The organism is Micromonospora arida (genome assembly GCF_003857035.1).
GTDB classification, from domain to species: Bacteria; Actinomycetota; Actinomycetes; order Mycobacteriales; family Micromonosporaceae; genus Micromonospora; species Micromonospora arida.
In genome coordinates this window covers 47,281-66,147 of sequence record NZ_QGSY01000136.1, presented here as the reverse complement: position 1 = coordinate 66,147, position 18,867 = coordinate 47,281, and the positions used below count along the sequence as shown (strand labels likewise).

Sequence of the window (18,867 nt, the reverse complement as noted above, 5' to 3'; positions counted from 1 at the left end):
GCCCCACACCGGCCCCCCGCCCACGCCGCCGATCTTGCAGTTTGTGTTGGCGGGATGTCCCTGAAGCGTTGTTTGTCGGGACAGAAAGTGCAAGATCGGCGGCGTGGGCGGGGGGCCGGTGTGGGGCGTGGGGTGGGTGGGGCGGGGGTTAGATCTGGTCCCAGGTCAGGGGGGTGCCGCGGGGGACGTCGATGGCGAAGGTGCGGCCCAGGACCCGGTCGATCTCCACGGGCGCCAGCCCGCCGGCCGGCCGGATCGAGCGGACGTTGTGCGCGGTCACCGGATCGCCGGCCCGGACGTCCTCGACCACGAAGAGCGACCGGCGGAACCGTAGCCCCTCCCGCTCGGCGGGGGTCGGTCCGATCGCGGTGCCGCCCAGCGCCTCGTACGCGCGGCCGGCCTCGGCGACCAGGGCCGTGAGTTCCGCCGGGTTCAGGGAGAAGTCCGAGTCAACGCCGCCGTCGGCCCGGTCCAGCGTCACGTGCTTCTCGATGAAGCAGGCGCCGAGCGCCACCGAGGCGAGGGCCACCCCGATGCCGGGGGTGTGGTCCGAGAGCCCGACCGGCACGTCGAAGGCGCCGGCCAGCACGGGCAACCGGCGCAGGTTGCTGTCGGCCGGCGGCGCCGGGTAGGACGCGGTGCAGGCCAGCAGGACGATGCCCGCCGCGCCGCCGGCCCGGGCGGTGCGTACGGCGGCGTCGATCTCGGCGACCGTCGCCATTCCGGTGGAGATCACCATCGGCTTGCCGGTGCTGGCCACCAGTCGGATCAGCGGCAGGTCGACCAGCTCCGACGAGGCGATCTTGTACGCGGGCGCGTCCAGCGACTCCAACAGCTCCACGGCGGTCGCGTCGAACGGCGACGAGAAGACGGTCAGGCCCCGCTCGCGGGCCCGTTCGAAGATCGGGGCGTGCCACTCGTACGGGGTGTGCGCGCGTTCGTAGAGGCGGTACAGGTTCTCCCCGCCCCACAGCTCGTGCCCGCTGGAGATCCGGAACGCCGGGGTGTCGACGTCGATGGTGATGGTGTCCGGCCGGTACGTCTGGAGCTTGAGCGCGTGCGCCCCGCTCGCGGCCACCGCGTCGACGATGGCCAGCGCCCGGTTCAGATCGCCGTTGTGGTTGCCGGACATCTCGGCGACCACGAACGGTCGCTCCCCGGCACCGACCGCGTGCGGTCCGATCTTGATTGTCGCCGTCATTCCGACCTCTGCTCAGGTACGTCCGCACCGGGGTGCGGTGGTGCTGTCGTCGTCCACCCGGCGGGCGGACGACCTGGAAAACGAGGGCGCCGGGAGCCGCCCCGGCTCCCGGCGCGCTGTGCGGTGGGGTCGATCACGGCAGCCGGCCGACGGCCAGCGCGTCGCGCCGCTCCGACGCGAGCCCACCGTCGCGCGTCGGCCCGGCGCTCGCCCCTCGCCTCGGGTCCTCGTCGGCGGCGAGTGAACCGCCGTCGGCGCCGACCGCCGGGCCGGGTCGACGCAGGCGACCAGCGACCCGGTGGGCCTGGCGCAGCGCCGAGTACGCGACCCAGTCACCCCGCCCGATGAGGCGGTGCTTGAGCCCGGTCACGCCCGGGGGCAGCGGGTAGCCGCCGGTGGGCAGGTAGCGACGGTAGTGCGCGGCGGCCCGGTGGAAGAAGTCGCGCCGCAGGTGTGGGTGCAGCCGGCCGTCGTTGCCCACCACCACCAGGTAGTGGCTGATCATCAGCTCGAACAGTTCGGCCTGCAACCGCTCGTCCGGGTGCTTCCGGGCGACCCAGTCCATCAGCCGCTCGTACTGGGCGAAGGCGTCGAAGTGCCGGCCGCTGCGGGTGGAGGTGATCGCGCCCTGGCGGCCCTGGCGGTACAGGTAGCAGACCCGGTCCAGCACGGAGATCTTCTCGGCCCCGATCAGCAGGGGATGGCTGAACGGGATGTCCTCGTACCAGCCGGGGAAGAACCGCAGCTCCAGCTCGTCCATGAAGTCTCGGCGGACCACCTTGTTCCAGGCGGTGTGCTGTACCCGCAGCAGCTGCGGCTGGTCGGCCAACCGGGTCACGCCGGTGATCCCGCGCAGCAGCGGGCTGCTCGCGTCGACCTCCCGCCGGCCGTCCTCGTGCATCCGCAGGTGGTCGAGCATCAGCACGTCGGGCTGGTGCTGGCGCAGCCGGTCCAGCACCGCCGCGATCGTGCCCGGTGGTAACCAGTCGTCGCTGTCGACGAACCAGACGTACCGGCCGGTGGCCACGTCGAGCCCGGCGTTGCGGGCCAGCCCCAGACCCACGTTGCTGCTCAGGTGCACGACGCGCACGCCGTCGCGGCTGACCGCGTACGAGCGGAGCATGTCGCCGCAGCCGTCCGGGGAGGCGTCGTCGACGGCGATCAGCTCGACCGCGTCCGACTCGCCCGCCGGGATGTCGGCCCGGATCGACTCGAGGCACTGGTACAGGTACGCCTCGACGCCGTACACGGGCACGACGATGCTCAGCAGCGGTGCGTGCGTCGGCTCATTGACCACGTCCGCCACCTTCGACGACCCGGGTGGCCGGCCCCGGAACCTGACGTTGCCGCCGATGGTGGACTCTCTGAACTCCCGCCCAGCGGAAGGTTAACGCCGGCCAGCGGGCGGTTTCCGGGTCGGGGATCGCGGGCTCGTGGGGCGGGTGGGATGCGTCCGGTTCACCCGGGAGTGACCCGGTAGGGTGCCTCGGTGCGGCCCTGCCGGGTCGTCGTGGGCGTCGCCGTCGCGCCGTCCGACGCCGCGACGAGGAGGCTACGACCGTGCTGGTGACCCTGCCGAGCGCCGGGATCCCGGCATGACGAGCGTCGCCGCGACGTCGGCTGCCCGGCCCGCACCCGCCCCGCCCCGGCTGCCCTCGCTGACCGGGCTGCGTTGGATCGCCGCGCTGCTGGTCTTCGGCTTTCACGCCGGCACCATGCGGATCATCGCCGAGCCGGACTACAAGGCCGTCATCGACGCGCTGTTCACCCTCGGCCTGTCCGGGGTGCAGTTCTTCTTCATCCTCAGCGGTTTCGTTCTGGTCTGGTCGGCCCGCGAGGGGGACTCCCGGCTCACCTTCTGGCGGCGACGGATCGCCAAGATCTACCCGAACCACCTGGTGCTGTTCGTGGCGACGCTGGCGGTCGCCTGGTGGTTCGCCGACCCGGTCCTGCCGGCGGCGGCGTTGGAGAACCTGCTGTTGTTGCAGGCGTGGGACCCCCGACCGGGCTGGTTCTACAGCATCAACACCGTCAGCTGGTCGCTGTCCTGCGAGTTCTTCTTCTACCTCTGTCTGCCGCTGGCGCTGCCACTGCTGCGCCGGGCCCGGCCGAAGCTGCTCTGGGCGCTGATCGTCGCGCTACCGCTGCTGATCCTCGCGCTCTGGCCGGCGCAGGAGTTGGTGCCGGAGGTGAGCCGCTGGTGGTTCACCCAGATCTTCCCGCCGGTGCGGTCGCTGGAGTTCTGGTTGGGCGCGGTGGCGGCCGAGTTGATGCGCCGGGGGCTCTGGCGCGGTCCCGGTCTGACAGTGGCCAGCGGGATCTTCCTGGTCACCTGGGTGGCGGCCGCGCAGTGGATCCGTGCCGAGCTGTGGACCACGCTGCTCGCGGTCGCGTACCTGTTGGTGATCACCGCGGCCGCGGACGCGGACGTGCGGGGTCGGCGCTCGCCGTGGCGGTCCCGGCCTGTGGTCTGGCTCGGTGAGGTCTCGTTCGCCTTCTACCTGGTGCACGTGCTGGTGATGACGAGCGTGCTGCGCTGGAGCGGCACCTGGGGGATCGGCTTCGCGGGCTGGCGTGGCCCGGCCGTGGTGCTCGGCTTCCTGGCGGCGAACCTGATCCTTGCCGGGCTGCTGCACCGCTTCGTCGAAACCCCGATGATGCGCCGGCTCGCGCCGCGCCGTGCGGCCCGTCCAGCGCCCGTCCCCCGACAACGCGCGGCCGGCGACGACGACGCACGAGACCCCGCGAGCAGCGCCCGCGGCGAGGTCGACGGACCTGCCGACGAGGTCGGTCGGTCCGACGGTCGATCAACGTACGTCGACCTGCGCTGACAACGTCCACCCTGGTCAACGGGGTCGGCGCGGCGTGATCCGACACGCCCGTGGTCGGTGCGCCCGGGTCGGCGCGACGGTAGCGTGGGGACGTGCTTCCGGTCGCGCTCACCTGTCCGCTGTGGTGGGTGGCGCGCTGGGCGACTCGGGTGCTGACCAGCCTCGCCGTCGTCGCGGCCCTGGCGCTCGGCGCAGGCCCGGCCACGGCCGCCACGCCAACACCCGGCCCGGTGCCGACGTCGAGCGCGGTGCCGGCCTCGGTCGCCGTCGGGTCTCTGGCGGTCTCCTACCGGCACTCCGAGGCGCACGGTGCGGCCCGCCCGGCCCCGGCGATTCCGCCGGAGGCCGCCGAGGGGGCGGTCCCGACATGGTCGGTCGACACGCTGATGGCGTTCCCCGGCGATCAAGGCACCATCGCGGCCGGCGTGCTGCCGGCCCGCACGGCCGAATCCGACCGGCTGTCCCTCGTCGACGCAGCGGGCGGTCGGGCTTCCCGGGCCCCACCCGGGCGCTGAGCCACCGGGACGACCGTCCCGGCACCGCGCCCTGTCGACCCACCCGCTCCCTGACCCGCCGCCCCGTGGCCCGCCATGGCCCGCCGGTCGGCGCGGCTCCCCATCGCACTGCTCTCTCCCCGAGGTGCCGACCATGGAGACCGTCGTCTTCTACCAGTTCGTGACCGAGGTGCCGCAAGCCGCCGCCATCTGGTCGACGCTGTTCCTGCTGACCCTGGGCCTGCTCGCCGTGCTGGCCGCCCGCCCCGAACGGGACCGGCCCACGGACGACCCGCTCCCGGCCGGGCCCACTCCTCGGGAGGTGGCCGCCGCCGAGGCCGTCGACCTGCGCCGCTACGCCGAGGAGGTGGCCGTCGCCGCGGCCGGCGCGGCCACCACCGCCAAACGCTGGCGTGCCGCCTGGCTGACTGCTCAGGAGCAGCTGGAGCAGGCCTGGATCGGGTACGACGAGGCGGATGCCGCCGCGCGTCGCTTCGCTGGGGCCGGGGCGCTGCCCACCCCGCAGACCCCGCACACCCCCGCCGAGTACGCCGCCCGGGAACGCTATCTGCACCGGGCGGCGATGGCGGCGTACTGGCGGGGCGACCTGACCATGGCGCAGCTCGGCGACGTGTTCGGGCACCGGCGCGGCTGGGATCCCCGGCGACACCCGGTTGAACAGGAGGTGCTGATCAGCCGGGTGGTCCGGGATGCGCGGCTGGCCGACTACCAGGTGGCCGCCGACCGTGAGCGGGCCGCCTGGCGCGACGCGGAGTTGGCCGCCGAGTCGGCTCGTGCCCTCGCCGAGGAGGCGTACGCGGCGGCGGCCCGGCTCCGCCCGACCCTGGTGCCGGCGCGCCGCACGGTGGCCGGAGCGTTGCGTCCCGCCGTCGTGGCACGGTGGCGCCCGGCCCGGGTGGGTTGAGCCCAATCCGTGATGTGAGGCCGGTCACCCGATCGCGAAATCGGACGTCCGACGCGATCGGCAGAATTGTTCCCGCGATTGTGGCCGCGTTTTTTGCGGCCTGTCCGGTTGTCGCCCGCAGGCGTCGCCGTAACCGGTTGTCCCATCGAGTCACATCATCTGCAATACGCGCAGAAATTGTCGCGCCGATTGGGGTTTACGCAGGTGAACCTGGCTTGGCAGGGCGTTGAGACGCCAGTAGTGTCGTCCCGTCCGGTGCGGTAACCGATCGCAAGACGCGACGCCGCGCCGACCCGCTTAATCGTGATCAACGAACCGGGGACCCACCAGTAAGTCCGGGGTGAATCCGCGAGCCACGGCCCGCGGTAGGGCGTCTTCCCGCCCGAATCCGTCAGCTAACCCGGTAGGCGGTGTCGGAAGGAGTCCCATCCTCGTGCAGCACCTTTCCACCCCTCGGCTGTTCCCTCGCCTCCACGGCGCGGCGGTGCACCCGCTCATTCGTCCAGTGACGGTGAGCTGACCCCCCGGGTCATCGCCTTCCCCGCCCGGCCGCGCCGGGCGTTCCCCTGAGCGGTTCACCATCCGCGGACCACGGTCCGCGCGCTGGCGCCTGCCCGGATACCGGTCCGGCCCCGGTGTGCCGCTCACCCCCCGATCCGTGGAGGACCCCGTGAAGCACACCCTGCAGCGTCAGCTCCGCCGCCTCGCCACCGAGCGCCCGTACCAGATCGTCGTTGCCTCCGCCGCGGCGCTCGCGATCGCCACCACCACCGGCGCCCTGCTCACCACTGCCGACGACGCCCCGGCCGGCCAGCGCACCGCGACAACGGTCGCCGAGATGCGCAGCGACGTCGCCGCGTCTCGCGGCGACGCGCGGGAGGCGTCCCCCTCCGCCAGCGCCGCGCCGACCACGGCCGCCCCGGCCACCAGCGCCGCCTCGCCCGCCGCCAAGGCCAAGAGCAACCCCGACCTGACCCGTAAGCCGACGCCGCCGAAGCCCCCCGCGACGAAGGTGCTCGACTACGACTACGAGGCGCAGAACACCTACTACAACTGCGGCCCGGCGGCCACCCGCAACGCGCTCAGCGCCGCCGGGATCGACCGCACCCAGAGTGAGCTCGGCGCCGAGTTGGGCACCACCGAGATGGGCACCAACTCGGCCCTGGACACCACCCGGGTGCTCAACGCCGAGGTGAAGGGCTCCCCGTACCGGACCCGGATGTTCGCCGGCGCGCCCAGCCCGGCCCAGATGGACCAGCTCCAGGCCGACGTGGTGAAGGCCATCACCGACGGCCGTGGCGTGGTCGCCAACGTCGTCGGCGACGCCACCGACACTGCCGGCGGCTGGCACTCCTACGGTGGCGGTCACTACATCGCTGTCGTGGGTTACAAGGACAACGGCCGCACCGTGCGGATCGCCGACTCGGCGAACCCGGCCGACGCGTCGTACTGGATCACCACGATCAACCTGGCCAACTGGATCGCCAGCCGGGGCTACTCCGCCTGACCCAGGCAACGCTGGACCGCCGCGGGCGCCGTCCCCCACAAGGGGCCGGCGCCCGCGGCGTTTGTCCACGCGGTCCGTCATCGACGGCTCTCGTACCCGACCGTGAACCGTGGGAGACTGCGGCCGTGGTGGAGAAGACGGGTGGTGACGCCGGCCGCAGGCCGGTCCTGCTGCTGCTGCACGGCATGGGAGCGACCGGGGACGTGTGGTTGTCCTGGGCGCCCTACCTTGAGCAGCACTGGCCCGGGCGGTGGCTGGCACCGGACCTCGCCGGCCACGGTTGGGCGTCGCCGCTGCCGTCGTACTCCTTCGCGGGCTTCGCCCAGCAGATCGCGCAGGCCCTCGCCCCCGACGACCGGCTGGTCGTGCTCGGGCACTCGCTGGGTGGGGTGGTCGGCCTGGCGCTGGCCGCCCGCGACGCCGGGACGCCGGTGGACGCGGTGGTCGGGCTGGGCATCAAGGCACTCTGGTCACCCGCCGAGCTGACCCGTGCCGCCGAGGTCGCGGCCCGTCCGGTGAGCTGGTTCGCCAGCCGCACCGAGGCGGCTCGCCGCTACCTGCGGGTCTCCGGGCTGGCCGGCCTGGTCTCGCCGGACCACCCGGTGGTGGACGCCGGGCTGCGCCAGGTCGACGGCCGGTGGCGCCTCGCCATGGATCCGACCGCCTTCGCCGTCGGCGAGCCCGACCTGGCCGCGCTGCTGGCGGCGACCGACGTGCCGGTGGTGCTGGCGCGCGGGGAGAACGATCCGATGGTCACCGACGAACAGCTCAAGGAGTACGGCGTACCGGTCGCCACGCTGCCCGGTCTCGGGCACAACGCGCACGTGGAGGACCCGTCGGCGGTGCTGGCGCTGCTCGACCCGTACCGCTGAGCGGTTACGCCGGTGTGGACGCGGTCAGTGCCTCAGCCGGTGCCAGCTCTCGGCGGGCCGCGCTCAGAAACGCCTCGGCGTACGACTCGGCGGGGAAGTCGCCAAGGTAACGGCGACGGGTGGCCCAGCGCTCGGCAGCCAGCGGGTCGGTGTCCAGCAGGGCGGTCAGCACTTCGTCCACGTTGGACATGTCCCGCCGCAGCACGTAACCCGAACCGGCCAGCGGGAACCGCTCCACGAACCGGTCGCCCTCGTCGCCCATGTCGGTGACCGCGTACGGCTTGCCGGAGTAGAGGAAGTCCGAGATCACGCCGGACACGTCGGAGACCAGCGCGTCGGCGGCGTTGACGCACTCGGTCAGGCTCAGCTCCCGAGCCGCCGCGCCGACCACGTGCTGGCGGCCGGTGCGGGCCCGGTCGGCGACGAGCAGCTCGGTCAGGCGGCCCAGTTGGCGGGCCGATGCCGGGTTCTGCGTGGTGTACGGGTGGGCCCGCAGGATCACCGTCGCGCCGCGCTCCAACAGCCGGCGCAGCAGGCTTTCGGCCACCGGCAGCGAGCAGTAGTCGGCGTCGGCGTGGTGCCCGGTCCAGGTCGGCGTGTAGAGCACCGTCGGGTGCGCCAACCCTCGCGCGGGCTCCGGGCGTACCTCGATCGACTCGACCTGTGGGCGACCCACCACCACGAACTTGTCCGCTGGGATCTGCACTCCGGCGCGGGCGTACCGGTCGATCGCCGCCTGCCCGGCCACGAAGATCCGGTCGAAGATCCCCGACACCGGGTTGGCGCTCGGCGCCTTGTCGCTGTCGCCGTGGTGCAGCTGGATGTGGGTGAGCTGGGTGAAGCGGACACAGTGGCTGTTCTTCGCACCGTGGTTGACGTAGAACGCCGCCCGCAGGCTCGGCACCAACGCCTCGTCCATCGCCCCCAGGGTGGGGCAGTAGACCACCGGCGCGTCGGTGGCCGCCGCGATCGGGGTCAGGAACTCCGGCTCACGCAGCACGACCAGGAACGGCCGGCCGATCCGTTCCAGGTAGGGCAGCCACATGGTGACCTGGTATTCCGAGCCGGGAGGCGCGGAGAAGTAGAGCAGGAACTCCGGCTGGTGCCGGCGCAGCGCGGCGGCCACCGACCCGCCACCGGCCCGCGGCCGGAACCGTCGCCGGGCCAGGTCCAGCGCGACCGCACCGGCGCCTGCCCCGACCAGCAGGCTGGCGGCCAGGGCCACACCGGCCGGCAGGGCGAGCGCGGCGGCGAGCGCCAGGGCGGCGAGCAGCCCGAGCAGGGCCGTGCCGAGCCGGTCGGCGATCAGCGGCGTCCAGGCGCGTACCGGCAGATTGGCCGTCCGGATCTCCAGACCGCCGGCGGTGCGCAGCGGCCCCACCAGCAGCACCAGCCCCAGCAGGACCAGCCCGGTGGCGACCAGCGCGAGGTTGAGCCCCTCGTCCAACCGCCGGGAGTAACCGACCAGGATCGCCGCGGCGATCAACGCGGTCTCCGCCACCAGCTCGGCGCCGGGCCGGATCCGCTGCTCGGCGGCCGAGGCGGCCAGCGCGGCGACGGCCAACGCCAGCCCCCAGCCGGTGGCGCCGGTGAGCGCCAGCACGACAAAGGCCAGCACGGCCAACCCGGTGGTCAGGCACCGGGCGGCCAGCTTTCGGACCAGGTCGCCGCGCATGTCGCTCCGTTCGTGGTTCCGCCGCCGTCGGCGTCAGTTCGCGGACGTCGCGCCGGCCGGCGTCTCGACCCGACCCGACCCGGACTGCGCCGGCACGCTCGGCGTGGGCCCGTCACCGGGTGCCCGGCGTACGTCGATCACCTGGCCGGTCAGATCGGAGATCAGCACGTCCAGCGACGACTGGGCGACGGCCTCCGCGGCGAGCAGGGTGTGCTCCGGCTCCTCGCCGAAGGCCCGCGTCCGCATCGGGGTGGCGGTGCGCTCCGGGTTGATGCAGTTGACGCGGACACCGACGTCGGCCCACTCGTCGGCGAGCGCCTGGGTGAGGTTGACCAGGGCGGCCTTGGTGGCCGAGTAGAGCGCGTAGCGGGCCCGGCCCCGGGTGTAGGAGCTGGAGGTGTAGAGCAGCAACTGGCCCTTGGTCTGCTGGAGGTACGGGAGGGCCTGGCGGGCGATGGTCACCGGGCCGACGAAGTTGACCTGGAGCAGCCGGTCCATGGTCTCCTCGTCCATCTCGGCGAGGGCGCCCTTCTCCAGGATGCCGGCGGTGACCACCACGTGGTCGATCCGGCCGGTGGCCTCGAAGGCGGTCGTCAGCGCGGCCTCGACGTCCTCGGCCCGCTCCACGTGGGTGCCCGTGCTGGAACGGCTGAACGGGAAGACCTGGGCGCCGTAGCGCCGGGCCAGCTCGGTCAACTCGTGGCCGATGCCGTAGCTGCCGCCGAACACCACGATGGTCCGGCCGGTCAGCTCCTCGCTGTAGCTGCGGTGGTCGGTCAGTCGGGGCGCCTGCGCGGCGGCGAGCTGGAAGAGCTTGTCCGCCAGGTGCACGTCGACCGGGTGGGTGACCTTGATGTTCTCGTCCGAACCGTCGATCACCTTGATCGGGGTGCCGGGAAGGTAGCGCAGCACCACGCCGCAGTCGTCGGTGGCGGCGAAGTCCGGGTCGTCCTCGGCGATCTGGTACGCCGCCCGGATCGTGGGGGAGCGGAACGCCTGCGGGGTCTGACCCCGGCGCAGCCGGGAGCGCACCGGGATGTCGGTGATGCAGTCGTTGTCGTCGACCTGGATGATCGTGTCCGCGGAGGGGATGGCCACGTCCACGGCGTCGTAGCTCCAGAGCGCGTTGACGCACTCGCGCACGATCCGGCCGCTGAGCAGCGGGCGCACCGCGTCGTGGAAGAGGATGTTGCAGTCTTCCGGGCCGACCGCGTCCAGGGCGATCCGGGTGGTGGCGTTGCGGGTGTCACCGCCCTCGATCACCTTGGTGACCTTGCGCAGGCCGGCCTTCTCGACGATCTGCCGGGCGTCCTCGACGTGGCCGGTGGCCATCAGCACGATGATCTCGTCGATCTCCGGTGCCGCCTCGAAGACCGCCAGGGTGTGCTCGATGATCGGCTTACCGGCGATCTTCAGCAGCTGCTTCGGGATGCCGAGGCCCAGGCGGGTCCCGGTGCCGCCGGCCAGAACCACCGCCACTGTCCGTGAGGGCCGCCATGGCGTCGGGGTCTCCGCTTCGGCGTCCGGGCCAGGGGTCTGGTCCTGCGTCATTGCCGGATCCTCACTCTCAGGGATGCGTTAACGGAAGTTTCCGCCCGAGCGGCGACGGAATGAACCTTAACGCGCGGACCGCGTCGCCCCAACGCGGGCGACGCGGTCCTCAAGTGCATGTCGATGCCGGACGTTCGCTGGAACTCTACTTGCTGTTCGCGTACGCCTCGTAAGCCCGGATGACCTCGTCGGTGGGGCCATCCATCCGGATGACGCCCGATTCCAGCCAGATCGTCCGTTCGCAGGTGTCCCGTACGGAGGAGAGCTGGTGGCTGACCAGGAACACCGTCCCCGCGCCCTCCCGCAGCTCCCGCACCCGCTGCTCGCTGCGCTTGCGGAAGCCCTTGTCGCCGGTGGCGAGCGCCTCGTCGATGAGCAGCACGTCGTGCTTCTTGGCGGCGGCGATGGAGAACCGCAGCCGGGCCGCCATGCCCGACGAGTACGTCCGCATCGGCAGGCTGGCGAAGTCACCCCGCTCGTTGATCCCGGAGAAGTCGATGATCCCGGCGGCCTGCTTGGCCACGTCATCGGGGTGCATGCCCATGGCCAGGCACCCGAGGACGACGTTGCGTTCCCCGGAGAGGTCGTTGAGCAGGGCGGCGTTGACGCCCAGCAGCGACGGCTGACCCTGGGTGTGGATGGCGCCCCGGTTCACCGGCAGCAGACCGGCGATGGCCCGCAGGATGGTGGACTTGCCGGAGCCGTTGCTGCCGATCAGCCCGATCGCCTCGCCCCGGTACGCGGTGAACGAGATGCCCTTGACCGCGTGCACCTCCCGGACGTTCGGCGCATGAGTGCGCTTGACCAGCCGGCGCAGCGCGGCCACCGGCGTGGTGCCGCCGGCGGCGCCCTGGTGCACCCGGTAGATGATGTGCGCGTCGTCCACGACCACGGTCGGGATGCGCTCCTGGGTTCGGGTCATCGTCGCGCTCGCCTCGGTGGGGGCGTCGAAGTGCTCAACCACGGCCGTACTCCTGTTCGCCGCGCCAGAAGTAGATGAACCCGCCGATGCCGGCCACCAGCGCCCAACCGGCGCCGACCAGCCAGAGCTGGGTCAGCGACTCGTTGAGCAGCGGCGCCTCCTCGAGCAGCGCGTACCGCGCCAGCTCGATGTAGACCAGCAGCGGGTTGTACTGCACCACTGTCGTCGCCCAGCCGGGCAGCCGGTCGAAGAGGGTGACGCTGTAGAGGACGCCGGAGCCGTACATCCAGGTTCGCATGATGAACGGCATGACCTGCTTCAGGTCGCTCGACTTGGCGCCCAGTCGGGCCACCAGCAGCACCACGCCGGCGTTGAACACGGCCTGCAGCAGCAGCGCGGGCACCATCAGCAACCACTCCCAGGTGAGCGGCTCGCCGGTGACCAGCACGATGCCGACCAGCACCACCATCGAGGCCAGCAGTTGCTGGAACTGGGTGATCGTGGTGGACAGCGGCAGGCTGGCCCGGGGGAAGTGCAGCGCCCGGATCAGCCCCAGGTTGCTGCTGATCGACTGGGTGCCGGCCAGCACCGCGCTCTGGGTGAAGTTGAAGATGAACAACCCGGTGGTCAGGTAGGCGATGAAGTTCGGGATGCTGTTCTGTGCGAGCACCACCCCGAAGATCAGGTAGTAGACCGCCGCGTTGGTGAGCGGGGTGAGCACCTGCCAGAGCTGACCCAGCTTGGCGTTGCTGTACGAGGCGACGAGCTTGGCATTGGCGTACGCGGCGATGAAGTGCCGGTAGGCCCAGAGTCGGCGGCTGTACTCGACGAGGCTGGGTCGCTCACCGGCGACCCGTAGCCCGTGCCGAGCGGCCAGCTGCGCCTGGGTCAGGCCCGTGTCGGGGTCGACCAGCGCGGTGGTGGCCATGGAAATGGCGCTCCGATCTTTCGTGCAGACGGGGGTTGCTCGCGACGATCGAATCCTAGTGGGAAATTTGCGCGGGGCGCCGCCTCGTCGCTGCGAGGACAGTAGTCCGAAACACGTCGGGACGCAACCGTACCGTCGTTGCGCTACGCTGTCCGGCGTGACCTGCGATAAGAGCCCTCGATGACCACCGAAAAGAGGCGGGCACCGGCCGGCGCGGCGGTGCTGCGCGACGAGATCACCACGGCGATCCGCCGGGCGCTGATGCAGGAGCTCGCCGCGGTCGGCTACGGCCGGCTCTCCATCGAGGCGGTGGCCCGGCGGGCCGGCGTCAGCAAGACGGCAATCTACCGACGGTGGAGCTCGAAGCTCGACCTGGTGCTGGAGGTCGTCGCCGCTGCGGCACACGGCAAGCTCCCCGCACTGGACACCGGCTCGCTGCGCGGTGACCTCGCGCTGCTCTTCCAGGTGGTGGCGCACGCACTGCGGCACCCACTGGCGTCGCAGATCATCCCGGACCTGCTGGCGGAGGCCGCCCGCAACCCCAGCATCGACGCGACCCTGCGTCAGGTGCTGCACGCCCGGCAGCAGGAGATCGGCGGTCACCTGGTCACCCGGGCCGTGCAGCGTGGCGAACTGCCCGCCGACACGGAGCTGGACGCCGCCGTCGACCTCATCGTGGGGCCGCTCTACTGGCGGCTCGCCATCGCCCGTCTCCCCCTCACCGACGGCTACCTCGACAATCTGGTCGAATCCGTGGCGGCCGGGCTCGGCGCCGCCAGCGTGCTGCCCCGTCCCCGGGCGGCCCCGATCTCCGGCTGACCAGCCCTCCGACACCCGGTCGCCGGCAGCACCGGTCTCCCCGCCCGATTCCGCTACGCTGCCCCCTTGACACCCGGCCGTCACCGTGCCGATGCCCCTCATCCGCCTGACGAGTAAGGACGCCCGTGGCCAACGTCGACAGCATCGCCGTAGCGCCCGCCGAACCGGATCCGACGCCGCGGACCGGGCAGGCATCCCGACCCGTCGGCGCTCGCGCGGGGCTGTCCCGGGTACGCGCGCTGGTGGCCGCCGCCCCGGCGATGCTCACCGACGGCGCGGTGATCGCGTTCGCGCTCTTCACGGTGCTCTACCACCTGGCCTTCCTGGGAGACCTGCGTCCGTCGGTGACCTTCCGGATCTGGCTGCTGGCCTGTGTGGTGCTCGCGGTAGTGGCCGTGCTGCGCGCCCGCCGCCGCGCCCGGGCCGGCAGCGCCCCGGCCGACGAAGCGCCGGCCGCTGCTGAGGAGCCCATCAGCGCACGGCCCGCCACCGACCGTCGTCTGCTGATCGGGGTCCTGGTCGCCGCCGCCGTGGCCGCCGTGTCCGCCGGGGCGGCCGGGACCAGCGTCAACGTTTCCTGGTGGATCCCGGCGGTGGCCGGCCTGCTCGCCGCCGTCGGTGGCCTCCTGCTGGTGCGCCAGGCCTGGCTGAGCGGCCCCGCGCCCGCCCCGGCCGCCCCGGCGCCCACCACGGGGCAGTCGGCGTACGCGCTGGTCGTCTCGGCCCTGGTCGGCATCTCCTCGTTCTTCATGGCCCGCAACACCCCGGACGACGTCTACTACGTCGGCAAGTCGGTGTGGATCGCCGAGCGCGACCTGATCCCGCTCAACGACTTCCTGTTCTCCGACAACGTCCTGCCGGCGATGGGCTCGCAACCGCCCATCCCGTCGATCGAGGTCTTCGACGGCGCGTTCGCCAACGTCGTCGGCATCCACGCCAGCTCGGCCCTCTGGTACGTGCTACTGCCGATCATGGCGGTGATCGCGGCGCTGGCGCTGTGGCGGCTGACGCACCGGTGGGCCCCGCGCCGTCCGCTGCTCGCCTTCACGGTGGCGATCGCGTACCTCTACCTCGTCGCCGGTGACGACGCCGCACTGGGCACGTTCCACCTGCTGCGGTTGCACGAGGGCAAGGGCATGTTCGTCTCGGCGGTCATCCCGCTGATGTGGCTGTACCTGACCGAGTGGTTCGACAACCGGTCGCGGCGCAGCCTGCTGCTCATCGTGGCGCTCTCGATCACCGCGATCGGCCTCACCAACACCGCGGCGATCATCCTGCCGATGCTGGTCGGCGCCGCCGGGTTCGCCATGCTGCTGGTCGGCCGCTGGAAGGCGGCCGTGGTCGCGGCGGTCGCCGCACTCGCGTACCCGATCGGCTCGCTCGTGGTCTCCCGGCTGGTGCTCGGCGGGATGACCGCGACCGGTGCGGACGACGCCTTCTTCGACGCGGCGTACACCTACAAGCGGACACTGCTGTTCGGCGTGGTCGGGGTCATCAGCGGTCTGGCGCTGTGGTGCGGCGCGTTGCTCGCCCGTCGGCGTACGCCGGCCCTGCTCGCCGCCGGCGCCGCCCTTGCGCTGAGCGTGCTGTTCGTGCCCGGAGTGCTGGAGTTGCTGAGCGCGTTGAGCGGCATCTCGGTGGTGCTCTGGCGCGTGCCGTGGCTGCTCGCCCTGCCGACGCTGATCGGTCTGCTCTGCACCGTGCGCGTGCCGGCACCGACCCCGGCGCTGCGCCGGGCGGCGTCCGGGGGGATCGCGGTGCTGCTGGTCGCCTCGTTCGCGCTGTTCGCCACCCCGATGTGGTCGTCGAAGAGCTGGGTCGAGGTGCACCCCCGCCCCACCTGGAAGCTCCCGCAGCAGCGTCAGGCGATCGCGTTCTGGATCAAGGGTCTGGACCGTCCGCAGGGTCTGCTGCTCGCCCCGAAGACGATCATGCGCACCACGCCGATCGTCACCAGCGAGGTCCGGGTCGTTCTGCCCCGCGACTTCTACCTCGTCGAGTACGACCTCAACTCCCAGTTCGCCAAGGATCGACTGCTGCTCTCCGACTTCGCCGACGGCACCGCCAGCCCGACGCCGGCCGAGCTGACGCCGGCACTGGACCGCCTCGACGTGGGCACCATCTGCGTCTACAACGGCAACCAGTACGCCCGCGACACCGCGTCGCGGCTGGGCTACCAGGAGTTCGCCAAGCGCAAGGCACCCGGTGCGATGACCTGCTTCCGGCGGCTCGGCTGAGCGCTTCACCCGCGGCGAGCGCCCGACCCCGTGATGGGGGCGGGCGCGCCCCGGTGCGGAACTTTGCCCGAAATGGTGCCGGATACCCGAGCGACACCGAGCTGTCCCCTCGCGTTAAGGTCGCAGTCACACGCAGCCGGCCGCGACTGAGCCGCTGTGCGACGGGGGAGTGACGTCGGTCCATCACGGGCACTGCCCGCAACGAAACCTTGTAGGGAGCGAACTCGTTTGTTCGGCACGTTGACAGGACGCCTCGGGGTGGCCGCCCAGAGTGCGCTGCTGGTACTGGCCTACCTGGTCATGCTCGTCGGTGGCGTATTCGGCTGGGTCGGCCTGTTCGCCGTCGCCGGGCTGGCCGCCATCATCGGCGAGTTCGCCGTCGCCCGCTGGTCACCTCCGTCGCAGTTGCTGTTGGAGAAGGTGGGCCTGCACTGGTCGTACCGACAGTTGACCCGCGACCTGGCCGCCGTGTTGCTGGTCGTCGCCGAGGTGCGGCTCAACGGCGGCGAACTGACCCTGCTGCTCGTTCTGCCGGCGGCGGTGTGGGTCGTGTCGGTCTTCGCCGGTGCGCTCTCCACCATGATCGAGCGTCGTAACCCGCTCTCCGCCATGGTGCGCAACATCGATCTGGGTCCACTGTCCAGCGCCCCCCAGCCGCCCGTCTGGGCGGCGGCGGTGGCCGGCGACCGGATGCCCCTGCTCAACCTGCTGCTGGTGCCGGCCGGCGTGGCCGCCGCGGTGCAGCACGACCCGACGCCGTTCTTCGTGGCCGGCGCGGTGGCGGTCGTGGCGACCGGTCTGGTGGGCGCCATCATCGCGCTGACCTGGCTGCGGGGTCGGGGCGCGGGGCAGGGTCCGCTGCTACCGGCGGTCCAGCGTTGGCTGGACAGCTACCGGCCGGAGGTGGCGCTCTACTTCGCCGGCCCGGCGAAGGACGTCTACCAGGCGAACATGTGGCTCGCCCCGACCGAGGCGCTCCAGCAGCGCGCGGTCGTGCTCATGCGCAGCCGGGAGGCGTTCCTGGAGCTGGCCGACACCCGGCTGCCGGTGATCTGCGTACCGGCCGGGGTCGACTTCATGAACCTCGACCTCGGCGGCATCCGCGCGGCGCTCTACTCCGCAAACGTCGGCGCGAACATCCACATGCTCCGCGAGCCGGGTACGAAGCACGTCTTCGTCGGGCACGGCGACAGCGACAAGCAGGCCAGCGTCAACCCCTACAGCAAGGTGTACGACGAGGTCTGGGTCGCCGGCCTTGCCGGCCGGGAGCGCTACGCGCGGGCCGGCGTGGGGGTGCTCGACTCGGACATCGTCGAGATCGGTCGGCCGCAGCTCGCCGGGGTGCACACCTTCGGCGCCGAGTCGGTGGACCGGCCGTTCACGGTGCTCTACGCGCCCACCTGGGAGGGTTGGCTCGACGACGACCCGTACCACACCTCGCTGGTGCTGATGGGTGAGCGGATCGTCAAGGGGCTGCTCGCCACGAACCCCCGGGTCCGCCTGATCTACAAGCCGCACCCGCTCACCGGGTCGCGGTCCAGGGCGGCGAAGGTCGTGCACGAGCGGGTCGTCACGGCGATCCGCGCGGCCGGAGGCAACCCGGACGCGTCCTCGCTGGACGGCACCGCGCACCTGGTGGTCACCGGCCGCACGCCGGCGTTGTTCGACTGCTTCAACCAGACCGACCTGCTGATCAGCGACGTCTCCAGTGTGGTGTCCGACTTCGTGCAGAGCCAACGGCCGTACGTGGTGGCCAACCCGGCCGGCCTGTCCGAGGACGATTTCCGCCGCGAGTACCCGACGGCGCGGGCCGCGTACCTGCTCTCCAAGGACTGCGGCGAGCTGGAGAAGATCGTGTCGGTCACCCGGGCCGGTGACGACCCGATGACCGAGGCCCGCCGGGAGCTGAAGACCTACCTGCTCGGCCCCGCCGAAGCGAACCCGATGGACCGGTTCCAGCAGGAGATCGACCGGCTCTGCCACTGAGCCCCGCCACTACGGCATCGCGCCCGGCCCGACACTGTCGGGTCGGGCGCGTCCGTGTCAGCCAGTAGAGCGGCCACCGTGTCAGCCCAGCAGGGCGGCCCCGGGTCAGCCCAGCAGGGCGGCCACCGCGTCGGCGGCCGGAAGGTCCGCCGGCAACGCCCGTGCCGCCACCACTGCCGCGACCGGCAGCGGGCCGTACACGTGCGGGAAGAGCTGCCCGCCGCGCGACGGCTCCCACCGCAGCGCGTCGCCCAGTCGCTCCTCCTCGACGCTGAGCACTGTCAACCCGGTCGCACCGGTGAAGTACCGCCGCGCCGTCTCGACCACCTGGTCGGCGCCGGAGAGATGAATGAACCCGTCCTGCCGGTCCACCGCGGAGCCGGTGAAGGCGCCGGTGGCGAGGGCGTCGTCCCATTCGGCGCTCGACAGCAGTTTGTAGATCACCACAGCAGCGTACGGGGCCGTGGTCGGCGCGCCCGCCCGGTTTTCGTCGGTACCGCCGCGCCCGTCGCCTCCCGCCGGGCATGCTCAGGTCAAGGGCCGCGGAGGGATGGGCGATGCAGAGCTACGACGATGACTGGACCGACAGCCAGCGCGCGTTGTACGACGAGTGCTACCAGGCCGGCAGCGATTGGGTCGACGACCCGGACACGTCGTCCGACGACGTGCAGCACGTGATCAACCTGGCCGAGGCGGACGATGACGCCTTCCAGGATGCCGAAATCGACTATCCGGCCCTGGTCGACGCGGTCACCCAGGCCAGCGGGGTCAGCGTCACCAGCGTGCCGGCCAGCCACGAGGACCCGGGCTTCCGCGGGTTCACCGACGGCGTCCGGGACGCCACCGCCGACGACACCTTCGGCCTTTAGGGCGTGAGCCCGCCCAGCGCGGGTGGGCGGCCTCCCGGTTCGCGCGCACT

Annotated in this window: 16 protein-coding genes and 1 riboswitch; of the genes, 9 read left to right on the top strand and 7 right to left on the bottom strand. The window is 71.9% G+C overall.

The window, feature by feature from the left end:
• Positions 1-148: 148 nt before the first annotated feature.
• Both pseI and DLJ58_RS08425 read right to left on the bottom strand, forming a co-directional pair.
• Positions 149-1,201 (bottom strand): pseudaminic acid synthase, encoded by a 1,053-nt coding sequence (gene pseI, locus DLJ58_RS08430; RefSeq protein WP_124854633.1) that lies wholly within the window; start codon positions 1,199-1,201, stop codon positions 149-151.
• 133 nt (positions 1,202-1,334) lie between these two features.
• The gene (locus tag DLJ58_RS08425; protein WP_124854632.1) at positions 1,335-2,498 is read right to left on the bottom strand and encodes a glycosyltransferase family 2 protein; all 1,164 of its coding nucleotides are present in this window, start codon (positions 2,496-2,498) and stop codon (positions 1,335-1,337) included.
• Positions 2,499-2,796: 298 nt separating this feature from the next.
• Between DLJ58_RS08425 and DLJ58_RS08420 the strand changes: the two genes are divergently transcribed.
• From DLJ58_RS08420 to DLJ58_RS08400, 5 genes are all read left to right on the top strand, one after another.
• The gene (locus tag DLJ58_RS08420; protein WP_244218841.1) at positions 2,797-4,032 is read left to right on the top strand and encodes an acyltransferase family protein; all 1,236 of its coding nucleotides are present in this window, start codon (positions 2,797-2,799) and stop codon (positions 4,030-4,032) included.
• A 92-nt stretch (positions 4,033-4,124) separates the two neighbouring features.
• Positions 4,125-4,547: a hypothetical protein gene (locus DLJ58_RS08415; protein ID WP_124854631.1), complete on the top strand. Its 423-nt coding sequence runs from the start codon at positions 4,125-4,127 to the stop codon at positions 4,545-4,547.
• Between the two features lie 133 nt (positions 4,548-4,680).
• Positions 4,681-5,451 (top strand): hypothetical protein, encoded by a 771-nt coding sequence (locus tag DLJ58_RS08410; protein WP_124854630.1) that lies wholly within the window; start codon positions 4,681-4,683, stop codon positions 5,449-5,451.
• A gap of 284 nt (positions 5,452-5,735) precedes the next feature.
• Positions 5,736-5,876: riboswitch (cyclic di-AMP (ydaO/yuaA leader) on the top strand.
• A gap of 233 nt (positions 5,877-6,109) precedes the next feature.
• The gene (locus tag DLJ58_RS08405; protein WP_208740931.1) at positions 6,110-6,958 is read left to right on the top strand and encodes a C39 family peptidase; all 849 of its coding nucleotides are present in this window, start codon (positions 6,110-6,112) and stop codon (positions 6,956-6,958) included.
• 125 nt (positions 6,959-7,083) lie between these two features.
• The gene (locus tag DLJ58_RS08400; RefSeq protein WP_124854628.1) at positions 7,084-7,830 is read left to right on the top strand and encodes an alpha/beta fold hydrolase; all 747 of its coding nucleotides are present in this window, start codon (positions 7,084-7,086) and stop codon (positions 7,828-7,830) included.
• 4 nt (positions 7,831-7,834) lie between these two features.
• Here the strand turns inward: DLJ58_RS08400 and DLJ58_RS08395 are convergent, their stop codons facing one another.
• The 4 genes from DLJ58_RS08395 to DLJ58_RS08380 form a co-directional block, all read right to left on the bottom strand.
• Positions 7,835-9,505: a CDP-glycerol glycerophosphotransferase family protein gene (locus tag DLJ58_RS08395; protein WP_124854627.1), complete on the bottom strand. Its 1,671-nt coding sequence runs from the start codon at positions 9,503-9,505 to the stop codon at positions 7,835-7,837.
• A gap of 33 nt (positions 9,506-9,538) precedes the next feature.
• The gene (locus DLJ58_RS08390) at positions 9,539-11,056 is read right to left on the bottom strand and encodes a bifunctional cytidylyltransferase/SDR family oxidoreductase (protein ID WP_124854626.1); all 1,518 of its coding nucleotides are present in this window, start codon (positions 11,054-11,056) and stop codon (positions 9,539-9,541) included.
• 145 nt (positions 11,057-11,201) lie between these two features.
• The gene (locus tag DLJ58_RS08385; protein ID WP_036412239.1) at positions 11,202-11,978 is read right to left on the bottom strand and encodes an ABC transporter ATP-binding protein; all 777 of its coding nucleotides are present in this window, start codon (positions 11,976-11,978) and stop codon (positions 11,202-11,204) included.
• A 34-nt stretch (positions 11,979-12,012) separates the two neighbouring features.
• Entirely contained in the window at positions 12,013-12,906 is an 894-nt protein-coding gene (locus DLJ58_RS08380; RefSeq protein WP_124854625.1) for an ABC transporter permease, read from the bottom strand.
• A gap of 180 nt (positions 12,907-13,086) precedes the next feature.
• Between DLJ58_RS08380 and DLJ58_RS08375 the strand changes: the two genes are divergently transcribed.
• The 3 genes from DLJ58_RS08375 to DLJ58_RS08365 all read left to right on the top strand — a co-directional run bounded on the left by DLJ58_RS08375 (position 13,087) and on the right by DLJ58_RS08365 (position 17,948).
• The gene (locus DLJ58_RS08375) at positions 13,087-13,725 is read left to right on the top strand and encodes a TetR/AcrR family transcriptional regulator (RefSeq protein WP_124854624.1); all 639 of its coding nucleotides are present in this window, start codon (positions 13,087-13,089) and stop codon (positions 13,723-13,725) included.
• A 125-nt stretch (positions 13,726-13,850) separates the two neighbouring features.
• Positions 13,851-15,962: a DUF6077 domain-containing protein gene (locus DLJ58_RS08370; protein WP_124854623.1), complete on the top strand. Its 2,112-nt coding sequence runs from the start codon at positions 13,851-13,853 to the stop codon at positions 15,960-15,962.
• 228 nt (positions 15,963-16,190) lie between these two features.
• Positions 16,191-17,948, top strand: a complete 1,758-nt coding sequence (locus tag DLJ58_RS08365; RefSeq protein ID WP_208740929.1) for a CDP-glycerol glycerophosphotransferase family protein — start codon at positions 16,191-16,193, stop codon at positions 17,946-17,948.
• A gap of 105 nt (positions 17,949-18,053) precedes the next feature.
• On the opposite strand, the gene DLJ58_RS08360 is transcribed toward DLJ58_RS08365, so the two are convergent.
• Positions 18,054-18,392, bottom strand: coding sequence for a DUF952 domain-containing protein (locus DLJ58_RS08360; protein WP_124854622.1), 339 nt, complete (start codon positions 18,390-18,392; stop codon positions 18,054-18,056).
• Positions 18,393-18,505: 113 nt separating this feature from the next.
• Between DLJ58_RS08360 and DLJ58_RS08355 the strand changes: the two genes are divergently transcribed.
• Positions 18,506-18,817, top strand: coding sequence for a hypothetical protein (locus DLJ58_RS08355; RefSeq protein WP_124854621.1), 312 nt, complete (start codon positions 18,506-18,508; stop codon positions 18,815-18,817).
• Positions 18,818-18,867 lie beyond the last annotated feature (50 nt).

Excerpts from the sequence above, each read along its gene's own strand:
- pseI (WP_124854633.1), bottom strand. The coding sequence starts at position 1,201 with ATGACGGCGACAATCAAGATCGGACCGCACGCGGTCGGTGCCGGGGAG.
- DLJ58_RS08420 (WP_244218841.1), top strand. The coding sequence starts at position 2,797 with ATGACGAGCGTCGCCGCGACGTCGGCTGCCCGGCCCGCACCCGCCCCG.
- DLJ58_RS08410 (WP_124854630.1), top strand. The coding sequence starts at position 4,681 with ATGGAGACCGTCGTCTTCTACCAGTTCGTGACCGAGGTGCCGCAAGCC.
- DLJ58_RS08395 (WP_124854627.1), bottom strand. The coding sequence starts at position 9,505 with ATGCGCGGCGACCTGGTCCGAAAGCTGGCCGCCCGGTGCCTGACCACC.
- DLJ58_RS08390 (WP_124854626.1), bottom strand. The coding sequence starts at position 11,056 with ATGACGCAGGACCAGACCCCTGGCCCGGACGCCGAAGCGGAGACCCCG.
- DLJ58_RS08385 (WP_036412239.1), bottom strand. The coding sequence starts at position 11,978 with ATGACCCGAACCCAGGAGCGCATCCCGACCGTGGTCGTGGACGACGCG.
- DLJ58_RS08380 (WP_124854625.1), bottom strand. The coding sequence starts at position 12,906 with ATGGCCACCACCGCGCTGGTCGACCCCGACACGGGCCTGACCCAGGCG.
- DLJ58_RS08375 (WP_124854624.1), top strand. The coding sequence starts at position 13,087 with ATGACCACCGAAAAGAGGCGGGCACCGGCCGGCGCGGCGGTGCTGCGC.
- DLJ58_RS08355 (WP_124854621.1), top strand. The coding sequence starts at position 18,506 with ATGCAGAGCTACGACGATGACTGGACCGACAGCCAGCGCGCGTTGTAC.